This window comes from Cypionkella sp. PAMC25878 (genome assembly GCF_058135695.1).
This window is the reverse complement of the sequence record NZ_CM176871.1, coordinates 1,630,494-1,648,653: the sequence shown is the minus strand read 5'-3', so window position 1 is coordinate 1,648,653 and position 18,160 is coordinate 1,630,494. Positions and strand designations below refer to the sequence as shown.

General features: G+C 61.0%; 19 protein-coding genes. 1 reads left to right on the top strand and 18 read right to left on the bottom strand.

Annotated elements, in window-relative coordinates; genetic code table 11:
* Positions 1-12: 12 nt before the first annotated feature.
* From ACS5RD_RS07765 to ACS5RD_RS07745, 5 genes are all read right to left on the bottom strand, one after another.
* Positions 13-756: a LytTR family DNA-binding domain-containing protein gene (locus ACS5RD_RS07765; RefSeq protein ID WP_489930696.1), complete on the bottom strand. Its 744-nt coding sequence runs from the start codon at positions 754-756 to the stop codon at positions 13-15.
* A gap of 162 nt (positions 757-918) precedes the next feature.
* Positions 919-1,809: a bifunctional methylenetetrahydrofolate dehydrogenase/methenyltetrahydrofolate cyclohydrolase FolD gene (gene folD, locus ACS5RD_RS07760; protein ID WP_489930695.1), complete on the bottom strand. Its 891-nt coding sequence runs from the start codon at positions 1,807-1,809 to the stop codon at positions 919-921.
* Positions 1,810-1,818: 9 nt separating this feature from the next.
* A complete protein-coding gene (locus ACS5RD_RS07755; RefSeq protein ID WP_489930694.1) occupies positions 1,819-2,697 on the bottom strand; it encodes a bifunctional 5,10-methylenetetrahydrofolate dehydrogenase/5,10-methenyltetrahydrofolate cyclohydrolase in 879 nt (292 codons plus the stop codon).
* A gap of 9 nt (positions 2,698-2,706) precedes the next feature.
* Positions 2,707-3,009, bottom strand: a complete 303-nt coding sequence (locus ACS5RD_RS07750) for a chorismate mutase (RefSeq protein WP_054005798.1) — start codon at positions 3,007-3,009, stop codon at positions 2,707-2,709.
* Between the two features lie 88 nt (positions 3,010-3,097).
* The gene (locus ACS5RD_RS07745; protein WP_054005797.1) at positions 3,098-4,774 is read right to left on the bottom strand and encodes a formate--tetrahydrofolate ligase; all 1,677 of its coding nucleotides are present in this window, start codon (positions 4,772-4,774) and stop codon (positions 3,098-3,100) included.
* Between the two features lie 324 nt (positions 4,775-5,098).
* Between ACS5RD_RS07745 and ACS5RD_RS07740 the strand changes: the two genes are divergently transcribed.
* Positions 5,099-6,310, top strand: coding sequence for a calcium-binding protein (locus tag ACS5RD_RS07740; protein ID WP_489930693.1), 1,212 nt, complete (start codon positions 5,099-5,101; stop codon positions 6,308-6,310).
* Here ACS5RD_RS07740 and ACS5RD_RS07735 read toward each other — a convergent pair.
* The 13 genes from ACS5RD_RS07735 to ACS5RD_RS07675 form a co-directional block, all read right to left on the bottom strand.
* Positions 6,307-6,918 (bottom strand): MOSC domain-containing protein, encoded by a 612-nt coding sequence (locus ACS5RD_RS07735; protein ID WP_489930692.1) that lies wholly within the window; start codon positions 6,916-6,918, stop codon positions 6,307-6,309. The two genes, ACS5RD_RS07740 and ACS5RD_RS07735, sit on opposite strands and share 4 nt — an antisense overlap.
* 1 nt (position 6,919) lies before the next feature.
* Positions 6,920-7,702, bottom strand: coding sequence for a methyltransferase domain-containing protein (locus ACS5RD_RS07730; RefSeq protein ID WP_489930691.1), 783 nt, complete (start codon positions 7,700-7,702; stop codon positions 6,920-6,922).
* Positions 7,699-9,612, bottom strand: coding sequence for an ATP-dependent zinc metalloprotease FtsH (gene ftsH / locus ACS5RD_RS07725; protein WP_489930690.1), 1,914 nt, complete (start codon positions 9,610-9,612; stop codon positions 7,699-7,701). Before ftsH ends, ACS5RD_RS07730 begins: the two co-directional genes overlap by 4 nt.
* An 84-nt stretch (positions 9,613-9,696) precedes the next feature.
* A complete protein-coding gene (tilS, locus tag ACS5RD_RS07720) occupies positions 9,697-10,953 on the bottom strand; it encodes a tRNA lysidine(34) synthetase TilS (protein ID WP_489930689.1) in 1,257 nt (418 codons plus the stop codon).
* Positions 10,954-10,955: 2 nt separating this feature from the next.
* Complete coding sequence (gene ybgF / locus ACS5RD_RS07715; protein ID WP_489930688.1) at positions 10,956-11,774, bottom strand: tol-pal system protein YbgF; 819 nt, start codon at positions 11,772-11,774, stop codon at positions 10,956-10,958.
* A gap of 81 nt (positions 11,775-11,855) precedes the next feature.
* Positions 11,856-12,383, bottom strand: a complete 528-nt coding sequence (gene pal, locus ACS5RD_RS07710; protein ID WP_054005790.1) for a peptidoglycan-associated lipoprotein Pal — start codon at positions 12,381-12,383, stop codon at positions 11,856-11,858.
* Between the two features lie 84 nt (positions 12,384-12,467).
* Positions 12,468-13,784, bottom strand: coding sequence for a Tol-Pal system beta propeller repeat protein TolB (tolB, locus tag ACS5RD_RS07705; protein WP_489930687.1), 1,317 nt, complete (start codon positions 13,782-13,784; stop codon positions 12,468-12,470).
* Between the two features lie 95 nt (positions 13,785-13,879).
* Positions 13,880-15,133, bottom strand: coding sequence for a cell envelope biogenesis protein TolA (locus ACS5RD_RS07700; RefSeq protein ID WP_489930686.1), 1,254 nt, complete (start codon positions 15,131-15,133; stop codon positions 13,880-13,882).
* Positions 15,134-15,139: 6 nt separating this feature from the next.
* The gene (tolR, locus tag ACS5RD_RS07695) at positions 15,140-15,604 is read right to left on the bottom strand and encodes a protein TolR (protein ID WP_054005787.1); all 465 of its coding nucleotides are present in this window, start codon (positions 15,602-15,604) and stop codon (positions 15,140-15,142) included.
* A 1-nt stretch (position 15,605) separates the two neighbouring features.
* Entirely contained in the window at positions 15,606-16,301 is a 696-nt protein-coding gene (gene tolQ, locus ACS5RD_RS07690; RefSeq protein ID WP_054005786.1) for a protein TolQ, read from the bottom strand.
* A 154-nt stretch (positions 16,302-16,455) separates the two neighbouring features.
* Positions 16,456-16,854, bottom strand: a complete 399-nt coding sequence (ybgC, locus tag ACS5RD_RS07685; RefSeq protein WP_489930685.1) for a tol-pal system-associated acyl-CoA thioesterase — start codon at positions 16,852-16,854, stop codon at positions 16,456-16,458.
* The gene (locus tag ACS5RD_RS07680; RefSeq protein ID WP_489930684.1) at positions 16,841-17,521 is read right to left on the bottom strand and encodes a DUF2161 family putative PD-(D/E)XK-type phosphodiesterase; all 681 of its coding nucleotides are present in this window, start codon (positions 17,519-17,521) and stop codon (positions 16,841-16,843) included. The genes ybgC and ACS5RD_RS07680 overlap by 14 nt, the downstream gene beginning before the upstream one ends.
* Positions 17,518-18,129 (bottom strand): hypothetical protein, encoded by a 612-nt coding sequence (locus ACS5RD_RS07675; protein ID WP_489930683.1) that lies wholly within the window; start codon positions 18,127-18,129, stop codon positions 17,518-17,520. The genes ACS5RD_RS07680 and ACS5RD_RS07675 overlap by 4 nt, the downstream gene beginning before the upstream one ends.
* Between the last annotated feature and the right edge of the window lie 31 nt (positions 18,130-18,160).

Here is an 18,160-nt window from a genome sequence, read left to right as displayed (position 1 = left end):
ACGCGCTAGGCCCTACAGCAAGCCGCGCGCCACCAGTTTTTCACGGTGGTTTTTCGACACCGGCAGACGATTGCCGCCCTCCAGCGCCACGAACAGCTTGGCACCGTCGCGCTCGACCCCCTTCACCGCCTCCCATGCCACCCAATGCGAGCGGTGGATTTGCGCACCCTCAACCGGAGCCGTCTCGACCATCGCATCGCTGAGCCGCATCAGCAGGCTGGTGGTGCCACAACTGGTCTGCACGTCAACATAGTGATCGCGCACCGAAATCGACCACAAAGCGCCGGGGGTCACGACATCCAGCCGTTGCAACAGCCGGGGCAGAGGCGGCGCTTCGGGTTCTGGTTCCGGCGCGAGCGCGGGCTCAGGCGCAGCGGGCGGCGGGTCAAAGTCTAACGCGACCGTGCGGCGCAACGACGACAGCCCTAATGACAGCGAAAACACCAGCAGCATCAACTCACCCAAACCGGGATAGCTGACGGTGTCGGTCGGCGGGATCTGGTGCAGAAATTGATCCAGCATTGGCGCGATGATCAGGCTGGCAAGGCCCGCATTCAGCGCCGAGGCCCAGCGAAACCGCCGCGGCGGCAGCGTGCTGAACACCAGCACCCGGATCGCCACGCCCACCAACATGATCGCCGCCAGTAGGGGGGCGACCGCCAGCAAACGCTGGCCAAAACTATAGGCGGCATAGGTGCCAAACGGGCCCGTCAAAGCGACAAAAAGCAGCAGGACGGCCCAAAAACTAATGGACACGCCCGAGCTTATTTCCTGCTTAAATCTTTGGGCGAACGCCGACATGGGCCTCTGGCGCGTTACTGGTTACTTCGGCGGTGCTTAGCGACTGGTTTACCTTGTGGCAATCATTTCAATTATCCAAATGGATAACTGCTGCGTTTTAACAACGCTTTACAGGTTTCAGGCCGTCAAACCCTCTGGTTCGGGCAGGCCATTGGCGCGGCAGCATGCCGTCAGGGCATTGGCCAGCAGGCAAGCGATGGTCATCGGGCCGACGCCGCCCGGAACCGGGGTGATCGCGCCCGCCACTTTCGCGGCTGATTCGTAGTGTACATCACCGACCAGCTTGTTTTTGCCATCGCGTTCAATGCGGTTGATGCCGACGTCGATCACCGTGGCACCGGGTTTGACGAAATCTCCGGTGATCATTTCCGGGCGACCGACGGCGGCGACGAGGATATCGGCGCCCCGGCAGACGGCCGCGAGATCCTTGGTGCGGCTATGCGCAATCGTCACCGTGCAGCTGTCGCCCAGCAGCAGTTGCGCCATCGGTTTGCCAACGATGTTGGAGCGGCCGACGACAACCGCGTTGAGGCCCGCCAAGCTGCCATGATGATCGCGCAGCATCATCAGACAGCCGAGCGGCGTGCAAGGGACCATGCTCTTTTGTCCGGTGCCCAGCAGGCCAACATTGGAAATGTGAAAGCCATCGACATCCTTGGCCGGATCAATCGTGTTGATGATCAGTTCAGAATTGAGATGCGCTGGCAGCGGCAACTGCACGAGAATGGCGTGAACTTTCGGATCGGCGTTCAGGCTGTTGACCAGCGCCAACAGATCAGCCTCCGAAGTGTCCACCGGCAGGCGATGTTCGAAAGATGCCATCCCGACTTCGATGGTCGAGGCGTGTTTGTTGCGCACATAGACCTGTGACGCCGGGTCTTCGCCGACCAGAACCACCGCGAGGCCCGGCTGGATGCCATGGCTTTCGCGCAATTTGGCGACATGTGCCTGCACCTGCGCGCGCACTTTTGCCGCGAAAACTTTGCCGTCAATCACTGTAGCGGTCATGTTATTCTCCTAGCTCGCAGCCGCGAAGGCGCTGCGATAATGGTCCATTTGCATCCGGGTCGCCAGAACGGCGTTTTTCATCAATGTGGCGACGGTCACCGGGCCAACACCGCCGGGAACCGGGGTGATCCAGCCAGCGACCTTCGAGCAGCTTTCAAAATCCGCATCCCCGACAGTTTTGCCATCGACGCGGTTGATGCCAATGTCGATCAAAGCCGAGCCGGGCTTCAGCATCGCTCCGGTGACAAGCCCCGGCTTGCCCACCGCGACGAACACCGCATCCGCCGCGCGGCTATGCACGGCAACCTGACGGGTCATGTGGTGGCAGACGGTCACGGTTGCCCCCAGACCCATCATCAGAAAGGCAATCGGTTTGCCGACGATTTCAGAGTGGCCGATAACGCAGACATCAAGGCCTTCCAGCTTCAACGGCAGAGTTTTCAGGATTTCCACGGCGGCAACCGCCGTGCAGGGGCCAAGCGCCAGATCGTTGTAGACGATATTGCCAATCGAGGCCGGGTGCATCCCCTCAACATCTTTCAACGGATGCACCGCCTTTTGCAACGACTTCACCGGGATATGCGCAGGCAAGGGCCGCTGAATGATGATGCCGTTCACCCGAGGATCAGCGTTCAGGCCGGCCAAAACCCCGGTAAGTTGCTCTAAACTAATGCTTTCCGGATAATTCCGCGCCTCAAACCCAACGCCCGCATCCTGCGCTTGGCGCTGCTGGTTGCGCACATACAATTCCGCAGCAGCCACGTCACCGACCGAGATCGACACCAGCTTCGGCGTCCAGCCCGCGTCCGTCAAAGCCTGCGCTTCGAGCAAAGTCTCGCCGCGCATCCGCGCCGCAATGGCTTTTCCGTCAATCAGCGTCGCCGTCATACCGCCCTTTCAGGGGCTGTCCGGCCCCAGAACCTGTTCCTCGCGCGCGATCGACCATTCGATGATCCGCCGCCAGAGATCTTCTGCAAGCGCCGGGTCCAGACCTTCGGCCTCTGCCCCTGCCCGCACCCGATCTACCACTTGCTCCACCCGGTCATTGATCCGCGCGGGCAGCATTTCGGTTTGTTTGAGCACAGCAGCGCGGTCGATATAGCTCGCCCGCGCTGCCAGTTTTGCAACGATTTCCGCATCCAGAAGATCAATCTGCACACGCAAATCTTGCATCGTTAGGCAATCGGCGGGGGCCTTCATCGCGCTCTCCTTTGGGCTGGCATGGAGTTAATTCCGATGCGGTCCAAAGGCAAGGCGACGAATGGCCCCAGCCTGTTTCAATCGTGGCTTAGAACAGCCCTTCGACGTTGCCATCGGCGTTCAGGCGGATCACTTCGGCGGACGGCACTTTCGGCAGACCCGGCATGGTCATGATCTCACCGCAGATCGCGACGATGAAACCAGCGCCAGCCGACAGCCGCACTTCACGGACAGGCACGGTATGGCCGGTGGGCGCGCCGCGCACGGTCGGATCGGTGGTGAAGCTATATTGCGTCTTCGCCACGCAGATCGGCAGATGGCCGTAGCCCGCCGCTTCCCAAACGCGCAACTGATCACGGATCGACTTGTCGGCGATCACAGCGTCAGCATGATAGATCCGCTTGGCGATGGTTTCCAGCTTTTGGAACAGAGGCATCTCGTCGGGATACAGCGGTGCGAAGTTGGCCGCACCAGACTCGGCCATTTGAACGACCTTATGCGCCAGTTCTTCAATGCCTTCCGACCCCAAAGCCCAGTGCTTGCACAAGATCGCCTCTGCGCCCTGCTCGGCGACATAAGCTTTCACGGCTGCAATCTCGGCATCGGTGTCGCTGAAGAAGTGGTTGATCGCAACCACAACCGGCACGCCAAAGCCTTTGACGTTGCCGATGTGACGGCCCAAGTTCGGGCAGCCTTTTTTCACCGCTTCAACGTTTTCCGCACCCAAGTCAGCCTTGGCCACGCCGCCGTTCATCTTCATCGCGCGCACGGTGGCGACGATGACAGCAGCGGAAGGCTTCAGGCCAGCCTTGCGGCACTTGATATCGAAGAACTTCTCAGCGCCCAAATCAGCACCGAAACCAGCTTCGGTCACCACATACTCGCCCAGCTTCAGCGCGGTCTTGGTGGCGATCACCGAGTTGCAGCCGTGGGCGATGTTGGCAAACGGGCCGCCATGCACGAAGGCGGGGTTGTTTTCCAGCGTCTGCACGATGTTCGGCTGCATCGCGTCTTTCAGCAGAACGGTCATAGCGCCGTCCGCCTTGATGTCGCGGCAATAGATCGGGGTTTTGGCGCGGGTGTAGGCCACGACGATATCGCCCAAACGCTTTTCCAGATCTTCCAAGTCATTGGAAAGGCACAGGATCGCCATGACTTCCGAAGCGACCGTGATGTCAAAGCCAGTCTGACGCGGGAAGCCGTTCGACACGCCGCCCAGGTTCACCACGATATCGCGCAGGGCGCGGTCGTTCATGTCCATCACGCGGCGCCAGACGATGCGGCGGGCGTCGATCTCAAGGCTGTTGCCCCAGTAGATGTGGTTGTCGATCATCGCCGACAGCAGGTTGTGGGCGCTGGTGATCGCGTGGAAGTCGCCGGTGAAATGCAGGTTCATTTCTTCCATCGGCACGACTTGGCTGTAGCCGCCGCCCGCAGCGCCGCCCTTCATGCCGAAGTTCGGGCCCAAGGACGCCTCACGAATACAGACCACGGCCTTTTTGCCGATGCGGTTCAGACCATCGCCCAGACCCACGGTGGTGGTGGTCTTGCCTTCGCCAGCGGGCGTCGGGTTGATCGCTGTCACCAAAATCAGCTTGCCATCTGGGCGGCCTGCCAAAGATTTGATGAACTCTTGGCTCACCTTGGCTTTGTCATGGCCGTAGGGCAGCAGATGCTCAGCCGGGATGCCCAGCTTCGCGCCAATCTCCATGATCGGCTTTTTCTTGGCTTCGCGTGCAATCTCGATGTCGGTTTTGAAGGCCATTTCATTCTCCCAAGGGGCACGGACTGTCCCGTTGGCGACGTGATACCGGAGAAAATGACGATTCAAACGCGCTTTTCCGACTTCTTCCCATGCAAAATCGCCAGCCGATGTTTCCGATCGGAAAGTGCGGGGCGGGTGGGGGAAAAATTCCACGCTTGGAACACATATTCCATAACGGCGCATGACAGCAGTTGTCATCTGAACGCGGCTTTGCAGGCTTGAGCCAAGTCAAAACCTGGCCTAACCTGAGATCAATTTAGCACCCAAAGACTTGAAATTGGCTTTCTCGCCCGACTTAAACACACTTTTCCCAGGAACATGCATATGAGCAACGACATCTATAACGCCGACATTTTGGCACCAACCACCGCAACGGTGACCGTGAACGACCCCAACAACGTCGGGCTGGATTGGCTGGTGGTGGGTGGCAGCTACGCTTTGGCAACGGACGTTCGGCTCAGCTGGTGGGCGGTGGACGGCATCTCTACCCAAGCCTCGGCGCGGTTTGACACCTCGGCCACCGACAGCCACCGCTTGGTGGTCAATGGGCTGATCGAGAACGTGCGCGGCGCGATCAGCGCCGATTTTATCCAAGGCAACGAGGTTGCGAACATTCTTTACGGCGACGCGGCTGCCACCGGACCGGGCGGCAATGATACGATTTCGGGTTTTGACGGCAACGACAGCATCTATGGCGGCGCGGGGGATGATACGGTCAACGGCGATCTCGGCAATGATCGGCTGTATGGCGGCACCGGGGCCGACAGCCTCAACGGCGGCGGCGGCCGCGATCTGATCATCGGCGGCGCAGGCGCGGACGTGATGTTTGGCGGCGCGGATGGCAACGACACGCTGTCTTATGCGGGATCATCGGCGCGTGTCGTTGTGGCCTTGACCTTTGGCACCACCACCACCGGCATTGGTGGCGATGCTCAGGGGGATGTCATCGGCGGCTTCAGTGACATCATAGGCTCCAGCTTTGATGACCGTCTGACAGACACTATCAAGACCACGGTCGCCTTTGGCGGCAATGCCAACAGCTTTTACGGTGGCTTGGGCAATGATGGCTTGATCCTTGGTGGCGGCGCCGACGATGGCCACGGCGGCGCAGGCAACGACACGATACTCGGCGAGTTGGGCAATGATCTGCTTTACGGCGACGATGGGAATGATGCGCTGGTGGGCGGCGCGGGCGCTGACCGGCTCTATGGCGGGGCCGGAACGGATCGGTTTGTGTTTGAAAAGCCGTCAAGTTCGTCGATGGCTGTAGCCGGGCGCGATACCATTCACGATTTTCATCGCGCCGAGGCTGACCGCATTGACCTGCTGGATATAGATGCAATCCCGGGTGGCACCGATCAAGCGTTTACCTTCATCGGCACCGATGCCTTCGATCACAGACTTGGCCTGCTGCATTACACCACTTCGGGCAATGATGTGATCGTCAGTGGCGATCTGAACGGCGATCTGACGGCGGATTTCTCGATATTGGTCAAGAATGTCAGCGGGCTAGAGGTGGGTGATTTCCTGCTCTAAATCAAACTGTGCCCGCTGCGAGCCTGATCAAGATGCGTCCACGCCGGTTGATCGGGCACGAACAGCCGCACCTTGGCCCCCAGTCGCAACATCCCCTCGGCCTCGACCCAAGCGGTAAGGCCGCGCAGGCCCTGCGCGGCTGGTTTGAAGTGCTTGCCAAAGCCGGGGTGATTGCTCTCAATCGGGCGGGCGGGCAAGGTGCAGGGGCGGTTTTCCATATCGACCACAAGCGTCGCCCCGCCTTCGGCCTGCAAGCGGCTGGAGGGCGGCAGATGGCTGAAATCCGGGATGCCTGCAATCACAAGGCTGGTGCCGAGCAGCGCGGGGTCAAGGCTGTCGAGCCCCATCTTCGCCGCGATCTGCGCCAGATCCTCCGCCGCCATCACCGCGAATTGCCTTGTGTTGCGGATGGGATGGTCGCGCTTGTACAGCGCTGCGACACGGCTGCAGGCTGGGCGGTTGATGCCACCATGCGCCTCATCCTCCGGGCCATCGAAACCTGCGAAAATCTCGGTCAGCGCAGCGCTTTCCAGCGCCGCATCGCGGTCCGCCACGCGGCCCAGCCAAGTGATTGTGCCGTAAAATTCGGTGGGGATAAGTGCTGGCATCTCAAACCTTTAGCGTGAAAAACACCCGCTTGAACGGGAACAACACCGCGCCATCCTTTTGCAGCGGATAAGCGGCAGAAAGGCTGGCTTCATAGGCGGCGCAGAAGCTGGCGAGCTCCTGCTCCGACAGCTTTTCCGCAATCGGACGCATCGCGGTGCTTTCGGTGAAAGCCCGCACCGGATGCATCGCAGCAGTGGGCTCAAGCCGTTGGATATATTCGGTTTCCCAAGCCTCGACCCTGCCCAACGGCGACAGCAGCGCGTGATAGTCCTCGGCCTTGGCGCAGGGCGATAGCTCTTTTGAGAAATCAAAGCGGTCGGAGAACATAGACCCCGCAATATCGCGCAGGAAGCGGTGCGAGGCGGCTTTGAACTGCCGCGGCATCTGCACCGCCAGCACGCCACCGGGGGCCAGATAGCTCGCCAATCGCGGCATCAGACTGGCGTGATCCGGCAGCCATTGCAGCGCGGCGTTTGAGAAGATCAGCGCGGGCGCGTTGAAAGGTGCCCAAAGTTCGATGTCCGCGCGCGTCAGGCGACCGTAGAGACCCGAGTCATACGCTTTGGCCAGCATTGCTTGCGAATTATCGACGCCGTAAAGGAGGTGCTCGGGAAAACGCAGGGTCAGATCCGCCGCAAGCGCCCCGTCTCCACAGCCAAGGTCAACCACCTCACCCTTAGGCAATTCCCCCACCTGCGCCAGCAAATCCAGTGCAGGGCGCAAACGCAAACCCCGAAACCTTGCGTAGGTTTCGGGGCTCCAGTCTTTGTCGTCTGCGCTCACGCAGAGGGCTCCGGTGCCACCGGAGGCACCGCTTTCGGCTTGCGCGCCCGGGTTTTCGGGATCGCAATCACCCCCGAACCGCCGCTTGGCCCATCGCCCATACCGTCATCGACAGCACTCGGCGTATCGCCCGCGACCACTTTGCGAATCTCTTCGCCGGTCAGGGTTTCATACTCCAGCAGCCCCTTCGCCAACCGCTCAAAGCCTTCGGCCTGTTCGATCAGGATGCGGCGCGCGGTCTCGTAGCCCTCATCAATCAGGCCCTTAACCTCATGCTCGATCAGCATTTTCGTCTCAGCCGACACCGAAAGCCCGGCGGTTTTGCCCTGGTAGCCTTCATGTGCTTCGGCATAGTCGATATTGCCAACCGCATCCGACATTCCCCAGCGCATCACCATCGCGCGGGCAAGGCCCGAGGCTTGCTGAATGTCGCCCGACGGCCCGTTTGAGACGGTATCTTCGCCCCATTTCATAATCTCAGCGGCTTTCCCGGCCATCGTCATGGCGATCTTCTGCTTGCACTCATCCTTGTGCCAGTTCAGCCGATCAATCTCGGGCAAAGACACCACCATGCCCAAAGCACCACCGCGCGGGATGATCGTGGCCTTATAGACCGGATCACATTTCGGCAAAGCCATGCCAACAATCGCGTGGCCGGCCTCATGGTAAGCTGTATGCTCTTTCTGCTCATCGGTCAGCACCATCGAGCGGCGCTCTGCGCCCATCATCACCTTGTCTTTGGCAGATTCAAAGTCCGACATGGTGACAAAGCGGCGACCGACACGCGCGGCCAACAGCGCCGCCTCGTTCACCAGATTCGCCAGATCAGCACCCGAAAACCCCGGCGTGCCGCGTGCAATCACCCGCAGGTCCACATCCGGGCCCGAGGGCACTTTGCGGGCATGCACCGACAGGATTTTCTCACGGCCTTTGATGTCGGGGTTCGGCACATGAATCGTGCGGTCAAATCGGCCCGGACGCAGCAAAGCCGGGTCCAAAACATCCTTACGGTTGGTCGCGGCCACAATGATCACGCCTTCATTGGCGTCAAAGCCGTCCATCTCGACCAGCAGTTGGTTCAGAGTCTGCTCGCGTTCATCATTGCCTCCGCCGACACCGACACCACGCGCGCGGCCCACGGCGTCGATCTCGTCGATAAACACGATGCAGGGCGCGTTTTTCTTTGCCTGTTCAAACATATCGCGGACACGGCTTGCACCCACACCCACAAACATCTCAACAAAATCAGAACCCGAGATGCTGAAGAACGGCACCCCCGCCTCGCCCGCAATCGCCCGCGCCAGCAGGGTCTTACCGGTGCCCGGAGGGCCGACCAGCAGTGCGCCCTTCGGAATTTTGCCGCCAAGCCGCGAGAATTTCTGCGGATTGCGCAGGAACTCAACGATCTCTTCCAACTCTTCCTTGGCCTCATCAATGCCCGCCACGTCGTCAAACGTCACCCGGCCTTGCTTTTCGGTCAGCAGCTTGGCGCGCGATTTGCCAAAGCCCATCGCCCCGCCTTTGCCGCCGCCCTGCATCCGGTTCATGAAGAAAATCCACACCCCGATCAGCACGATGAACGGCAACCAGACCGACATCAGCGACAGGATTCCCGACTGCTGTTGGCTTTTCGCGCGCACTTCCACGCCCTTCGCCAACAGCCGATCGGTCAGCATCGGATCATTTGGCGCGATGGTGGCGTAAGAGGTGCCATCCTTGGCCTTGACGATCACGCTTTCACCATCCAGCGTTGCCGAGGCAACCTCACCCGCGTCAACCCGCTGAATAAATTCAGAATAAGGCACGTTGGACGACCCCGACGTGCCCGCCCCGGTGTTGAACATTTGAAATAGCGCAAGGATCAGCAGAAAGAGGACGACCCAGAATGCAATGTTTCGTGCGTTACCCACGAACTTCTCCGTATGATTGGCCGGGAGGCCCGAACGGGGCCAGTTTCGGCGGTTGTTCTTAAGATAGAGATAAGTCCGCCGGGTTCAATGCGATAAGACAAAGGAAGCGAAGCTGGGGCCGCAATTCGCGCACCAATCGTTCGGAAATCCGGCGAGGGGTGCGGCAATAAGCGTCTGACCCTGCCAGATCGCCGGGGTCACCAGCAGCGCATCGCGGGGATGGCCAAGGCTGCGCCAGTCTTTGCAGGCGGCCAGACCTGCGGTGCCAAGCGCCCGGATGGTCAGATTGGGGGTATGTGGGCCGATCAGTTGCCAGCGATGATCCCACAGCTGTGTGGTCGGGCAGGCAAGGCTTTGCACCGCCTTCGCCTCGCGCAAAATCTGGATCGTATCGGCGCGGGCCTTAAAGCGCACACCGCCGAGTGTCGCGTCTTTCCCCGCAGCAATCGCCCATTGCACCGCCATCAGCCCACTTTCGCGCGGCGGATATTCGACGCCCGACGTCCAGCGCAGCGCGGCAATCAACAGGCGGCGTTGAATTTCCATAGGGAGCGCGAGATATTGGTCACGCGAAAAGCTCAATGATTCCGCCGCCGTCTGCGTGACCATCTGCGCCGTCTTGGCGAGTTGCCAGCCAATCGCCCCGCGCGCCATAGCAAGATTTTCACTGACCGCCGCCAACGTGGCCGCAGTAATTCCCAAAGGACGCAGCGCCTGTAGCACACGGCGCGCCTTCACGCGGGCAAAGCCCTCATCGTCATTGCTGGGGTCTTCCACCCAAGCCAAACCCTGCGTGCGTAAATACTGGCGCAATTCCGCGCGCGTCACCGACAGCAGCGGACGCAACCAGCCAATCTCATGCTCTGGCCAAGCCACCCGCATCCCGGAAAGCCCGTCCAATCCGGCCTTCCGCGCAAGCCCCATCAAAAATGTCTCGGCCTGATCGTCAGCGGTATGACCCAAAACCACATCGGCAATGCCGCGCTGATGCGCCCAATCGGCCACCAACTTATAGCGGGCGCGCCGAGCCTGATCCATCAGGTTTCCTGGAATATCGCCATGATCCCAAACGCTTGTCTGATGCGCAATCCCAAGACCTGCGCAAACTTGCGCCACCATCGCGGCCTCTGCCGCCGCCTCGGCGCGCAATCCGTGATCTACGGTGATCGCTTCCACTCGCCAGCCGCGCAAGACCCCTGCCCTGTGCATCAAATGCAGCAGCGCCATCGAATCGCCGCCGCCCGAAACCATCACCCCCACCACCTGCGGCACAGGGTCTCGCCACGCATAGCTTTGCGCGACTTCGTTCAGCAGGCGCGTTTCTAAGTCAGAGGCCGGCACGCCTATTGGCACCCTAGCCCCTGCATCGAAACCTGCGCATTGGTGGCGTGAATCGTCCCCGGAAAGCGGTTGCCGACCTCGGTCAAGGTCACGCAAGCATCAGGCACCTGCCCCAATGCGCCCAAGGCCTGCCCCAGCTTCAGCAGCGACTCGGCAGCAAACGGCCCATCCGGCTTGCCCGAAAACGCCTCAAGATAAGCCCGCGCCGCGTTGGCGGTGTCATCCAGCTTGGTCAAAGCCTCGCCGCGGTTGAAATTGGCTTCCTCGCTTAATGGGCTGCCAGGATAGGATTGCGTAAAGGTCGCAAAGAGGTCCGCGGCGGCGCGAAAGTCACCTTGACCGAGCACCCCCTTGGCCCGGTCAAAATCGTTCTTTTCGCCCATTGCCAATTCCGGCGCATCGCTGGCCGGAGCAGCCGGAGCCGTCGCCGCCGGAGCTGCCGCTGCCGTATTCCCACCCAAAACCGGCGTCTCCGGGATATTCGACGGATCGCAGCCCTCGGTCTGCTCGCACAACCGGAACTCGATATCGCCAATCCGGTTGGTGCCATCGCTGATCACCCGGTTCAGCTTGAGCTCAATTTCCTCGGCCTTCGCGGTCACCCGTGTCAGCTCGGCTTCCATCGCATCCATCCGCTGCAACGCGTCACCGCCCGCAGCCCCGGTCGAGGCCGCCCCCGATTGCACCAGCTCGGCCTTCAAGCCATTGAACTGAGCCGACAACTGGCCCAACTCGGCCTTCAGATCCGCAAGGGTCTGCGCCTTGTCCTGCGCAAGCGCGGGCAAGGGCAGCAGGGCAAGACACAGAACCAGCCAACGCATCAGATCAGTCTCCGTTTCAGAGCGGGGCTCGCCCTGTGGCAAGCCCCCCGTCATTTCAAGTCGTCAGTTTAAGCGCCGGAACTAGGCCCCGGTTCCCATCGACAACACCGTCACAGCGCGGCGGTTCTTGGCATAGCAGGCTTCTTCCGAGCACACTTCAATCGGGCGTTCCTTGCCGTAGGAAATCGTCCGCATCCGGCTGGGTTTCACGCCTTGGCTGATCAGGAAATCCTGCACCGAAGCCGCCCGACGCGCGCCGAGTGCAAGGTTATACTCGCGGGTGCCCTGCTCATCGGCATGGCCTTCGATGATGATCGCGTAATCGCCGTTCGTCGCCAGCCACGCGGCCTGCCCCGCCAGCACGCCACGCGCTTCCGGCGTCAGGGTCGAGGTGTCCACCGGGAACAGCACCCGGTCGCCCACCGATTGGTTGAAATAGGCGATGGAGCGCGGATTGCTCGGATCACCCAGACCATTGGTGTTGATGCCAGAGCCCGCGCCATTGTTCATGCCATCGGCACCAGCGCCATTTTTATAGCGGTCGGGGTTGTTACAGGCGGCCAAACCAAGGGCAGCGACGATCAGAAGGGCTTTCGGAAGCAGGGTCATCAGGGGTTATCCTTTTCTTATGGGCTCGATTGCGCCCGTTATATCAGCTTTGCACGGCTAAGGGAATCAGCCGCGCTTGAAGAATTATGGCAACATCGGCGACCAGGACGGGTCCGAGGCCGGGCCTTCGGTCGGGATCGCCTTCAGGTTCCGTCCCGAGACATCCACCGACATCAACCCCGCCTGACCGCCCGCGCCCGCACCTTCACGGGTGAACATGATCACCCGGCCATTCGGCGCCCAGGTCGGGCCTTCATCGAGGAACGACGCCGTCAGCAGACGTTCTTCGGTGCCATCGGTCAACATCGCGCCAATGTGGAAGCGGCCCTCGTTTTGCTTGGTGAACGCGATCATATCGCCGCGTGGGCTCCACACCGGGGTCGAATACCGTCCCTTGCCGCCGGAAATCCGCACCCCTTCGCCACCGCCCGCGGGCATCATATAGATTTGCTGACTGCCGGAACGGTCGCTCTCAAACACGATCTGCGACCCATCCGGGCTGAAGCTGGGCGAGGTTTCAATCGACGGCGCATTGGTCAGCTGGCTCATCGCGCCCGAGTTGATATCCATCGAGTAAATGTCGGTATTGCCGCCCTTCTCTAGGCTGAACACCACGGTATTGCCATCGGGGCTGAAGCGCGGCGCGAAGGTCATCGTGCCGGGCACTTCGCCCAGATTGCGGGTTTTCAGATTGCCGACGTTCATCACATAAATCGCCGGAAAGCCCGAGGCATACGAGGTGAACAGGATCCGGTCGCCATTCGGCGAGAACCGCGGCGCCAGTACGATGCTGCTGCTGTCGGTCAGATATTTCACATTCGCGCCGTCATAATCCATCACGCCGAGGCGTTTCTGGCGTTGGTTTTTCGGCCCACTTTCCGCGACATAGACCACGCGGCTGTCGAAATATGGGCCTTCCCCGGTGATCCGGCTATAGACCGCATCCGCGACCTTATGCGCCATCCGCCGCCAGCTGGCCGGCGTGCCCGCAAATTGCAGCCCCTCGCCCAACGGCTGACCCGAGGCCACGTCGAACAAACGGAACTTCACGACGATGCGGTCGCCGCCCGCCTGCACCGCCCCGGTGATCAGCGCCTGCGTGTTGATTGCCTGCCAATCCGGGTAGGAAATCGGCGCATCAAACGAGGTCACACGGCTGATATAAGCATCCTTCGGCGTCTCAATAAACAAGCCCGTGCCAGCAAGATCCGCCGCCACCACCCGCGAGATATTCGCCGCAAGTTCCCCCGCGCCGCCCTCATCAATGAAATCCGGCACCGCGAAGGGCATCGGTTCGATCACCGGAGAGTTGATGTCGATGGTGATCTCGGCATGGGCGGTTGTGGTCAGGCTGGAAAGCCCAATCAGCAGGGCGGCGGTCAGGGATTTGAAAGGGCGCATCTTGTCCTCGTTTTTCAAGGGCGAATTATGTGGCCTGCTCTGGCCTTGTAAGTCTGTGGGTTTGTCGCGGAGTTTGCAGGGGAAAGTTAAGAAAATCATCTCAACCTCATGCCCGAAGCGTCGAAATTCAGGTTCATCACGTTCCACTCGGCGTATTTGGCAGGGTCAAGGTCGTAGCCAGCCTTGCCGCCACAGCCCTTAACACCCCGGATCACGGCGCGGCGGGCGGCTTCAAAGGCTTGGCTCGCTGTCGCCTCATCGCCACCCGAGAAGGTGGTCATGGTGATGCCATTGCTATCCGGCGTGCCGTCTTCCTTCATCTCAACCCGCAAGGTCAGCTTGATCCGCTGCGCCGCCGTGGAAAGCGTGCCGATGTTCCAGCATTGGTTGATTGAGACCCGCAAGCCTTCTTTCTCACCCGCCGTCATCGGCGGGCCTTCGGGAATATCGGTCTGACCGCCATCGGTCGCCGGAGCATCCGAGGCCGCATCGGCCAAAGCCGCATCAATCGCCGCCTGATCCGCTGCCTCAGCATCAGCCTTGGCTTGCGCATCGGCCTTCTCTTTGGCCTTTTTCGCCGCCTTTTCATCCGCCTTGACCTGCGCGTCAGCCTTGGCCTTGGCATCCTTCTCGGCCTGCGCATCCAGCGCAACCTGCGGGTCTTCCACAGGCGTCTCGACCACAGGCTTGTCCGGCCGGGTCTGCGGGCGACGGCTGGAGGTCGGGGCCAGTTCCGGCGCATCCGTCACCACCGCATCCGGTGCAGTCTGGGCTGCGGCCTCTTCCGGGGCGGCTGCGGGTTTCGGCTCCTCGACCACCGGCTGATCGGTCGGCTGATCCGTCACCTCCGGCGTGGCTGTATCGGCCACTTCCGGGGTTTTCTCAGGGCTGACCACCGGCGTATCGGTGATCCGCGTCGCAGGCCGGGGCTTCGGTTTCTCATTCACCGTCGGCACCGGGATCGGCTGTTCTGCCTCGGCAATCGGGGCCACCACCGGCGGCGCTTCATTCGGCTGCGGATCGGCGGCCACCGGAATATCGGGCGAGGGCTGCGCAGGCTTCACCGGAGCAGGTTCCGCCACCGCCACCTCAGGCTCGACCGGAGCAGGCGCTTCAACCTGCGGTTTGGACGGAGGCTTGGCAGGCTTCACTTCAGGCTTATCCGCCTTCGGCTTGACGGATTTAGCCGCCGCATCCTGCATCGCCTTCAAATCCGACTCGGACACCATCGAGACCTGCACCGAATCCGGTGGCGGTAACTCACGCGGCGCAAACAGCCAATCGCCGAGGACAACCCAGGTGATGACGACCGCATGGCCGATGCCGGAAAGGATCTGGCTCTTGTCCATCGCGCCCTAGTTGCCGTCCATCTTCGGCCCGCCCGCATCGGTGACCAGCCCAATATTGCTAAACCCGCCCGCTGAAAGCGCGCCCATCACCTCGGCGACACGCGTGTAAGGCAGCGCCCCATCGGCGCGCAGGAAAATCTTGTCGGATTTGCGCTGCGAGGCAATCGCTTGCAGCTTGGCGATCAGATCGGCGTCCGCCACTTCCGAGGTCTGGATCATCAACACACCCTCCTTGGTGATCGACACCGTCAGAGGCTCCTCTTGCTCGGTCGGCAAGCTGGCCGCCGCCGTCTTCGGCAGCTCCAGCGGCACCCCAACCGTCAGCATTGGTGCTGTCACCATGAAGATGATCAGCAGCACCAGCATCACATCGACAAACGGCGTGATATTGATATCGGCCATCGCCGCCGACGAACCCCGCCGCCGCCTGCGCCCACCGCCACCGGATTTCTTGACCACCCCCGCGCCCATATCAAGCGTCCAACTGGCGCGACAGGATCGTCGCAAACTCGTCGGCAAACGCCTCATATCCACTGGTGATATGCTCGCTATCCGCATTCAGCTTGTTGTAGAAAATAACCGCTGGAATAGCCGCAACCAGACCAATCCCGGTCGCCATCAAAGCCTCGGCAATGCCCGGAGCCACCGTCGCAAGGTCAGTGTTCTTCGTCGCCGCAATCTGGGTAAACGCGTGCATGATGCCGTACACCGTGCCGAACAGCCCGATGAACGGCGCTGTCGCCCCCACGGTCGCCAAGAACGACAGGCCTTTGTTCAACACGCCGGCCTCGCGCGCAATCGCCACATCCATCGCCCGGTCAATCCGCGCCTGCGCGCCCGCGATCAAGCCGCCATCCTGCCGGTGTGAGCGTCGCCACTCCAGCATCCCGGCAGCGAAAATCTTCTCGGACGGACCCTGCGGATCGCCGCCGATCTTCTCGAACAAGCCATCCAAAGGCTCTCCCGACCAGAACTCGCGGTCAAACACCGTCGCTTCGCCGCGCGATTTGCGGAACAGGATGTGTTTCTGGATGATGATCGACCATGACCAAAACGACATGATAATCAAGCACATCATCACCAGCTTCACCGTGAGGGTTGCGCGAAAAAATAGGGCGAGCATAGAGAAATCAATCTCTTGCGCCATGCCGACGGCTTCCGTGTTCATTATGCCTGCTCTTGTTATCGGGGCTCTTTGGCCGCTTATTGCCCTAATCTTAACAAGAATTGAACCCTATTGCCAACACAATGGCGCGATCCAAGCAACAAACCGCCCCTAAAGTTCGATTGCGTGAACAGGTACTTAAATTTGCCGCGCGGCTTTAATGCCGCTCTGGCAATAGCTTAGCGCGGATATCCACGGGAATCCGCGCAGGCTGGCCCGTTTCCGTCAGACACACCAATGTAACCAACGCCACAAACAGCCGCTCACCCGCGCGCAAAACCGCTTGACTGAGCTCAATGCGCGCACCGGAAACGGCCAAACATTCCGTCGTCACCTGCAACGCATCGTCAAACTTCGCGGGCCTCAGATAATCGGCCTCGACCCTGCGCACCGCAAACACCAAGCCCTGTGCGGCTTTCAGCGCGACCTGATCCACCCCCAAAGCCCGCACCCATTCTGAGCGCCCGCGTTCGATGAATTTCAGATAATTGGCGTAATAGACGATGCCCGCCAGATCGGTGTCCTCATAATACACCCGCAAATCAAACTGATGCATCTTGCCCCCCAAGCCGCGCAATCTCGGCAGCCTCAGAGACAATCGCCGCCTGCCCCTGCGGCGTCAAAGCGTAAATCCCCACCGAGACGCGCTCAAACCAGCCATAATGATCCGCGCGCAAAATATCGCCTGCCCGTGCAACACCTGCAACTTTGGCGATGGCGGCGGGTTTCACTGCCCCCGCCTGCAGTGCCAGCAAACACCGCAACGCATCCTGCCGATACGCCGTCACCCGCTTGATCCCAGTGGTGCCACCCAAATTCGGATCGCCCACCCGCCGCTCAAACTCGCGCAACAACCGCCCCGCCCGCAGCGTGTTCTTGCGCGGGCTATACGGGCCGGGGTCCAGATGCGCCTCAACCAGCCCCGGCTTCACCGCGAGCAGCCCCAACCCCAAGCGCCGACACAAAGCCACAATATCCTTATAGCGCAGCTTCCAACCTTTTTCCGTCACCGGAACCGCCAGATAGACATCGTCAAACAGAGCCTGCCGCGCCACACCCTGCATCACCAAAGCGAGGCTGAAGGACAGCTTCATCTCGACCACCACCGCAGGCTCATCGCCGCGCCGCGCCAGAATATCGCAAGCGCCAACCTCACCCTTCACCACATAACCCTGCGCCTCCAGATAGGCCTTCAGGTCCGGGTAAAGATCCGCCTCTTTCACAGCCGCGCCGCCAAACGGAACGCGTGGGACGCATCCCGCCCCACCGCTGGCATATGCCGCGCATAGCCCGCCCGGATCAGCCCCGCCACATCGGGCCGCAAAATCACCTGACCGTCGATCAACGCCAGCGGCGACACCTCGGCAAACGCGAGGTCCGACCACAAGCAAATCACCTGAGCCGCCTGCGCAAGCGCCAAATCCGCCGCCGCAATCGCCTGCAAATGATCATCCATGCGCAAGAACACAAACGCCGCCTTGATCGCGCCATCGGGGTCAAAGCGGAAAAACCGATACTGATTGGCCCCGGCCTGCTCCAGCCGCGCGCAAAGCGGCCCCAAATCCGGCACCAAGCGTTCCAGATTAGGAACCTGCGGCAACTCCGCCCAATCGCGGAAGAAAAACACCATCAGGTTCGCGCCCAGTTCCGGGTCATGCTCGGCCATCTTGTGATCCGCCAGAGTCACAACCGCCTCAATCGCGCCCTTGACCACGCTTAACGTCGCGTCCTCGACCCCAAATACTACCGGCACAATCGGCCGCCCCCAGCGCGCGAACAGATAGCTGCCATCCGAGCGGGTGAAAAACGTCTGAACCTGTTCCGGCGTCATGCGGGCCTCCCTCTTGCGCCCCTCCGATAGC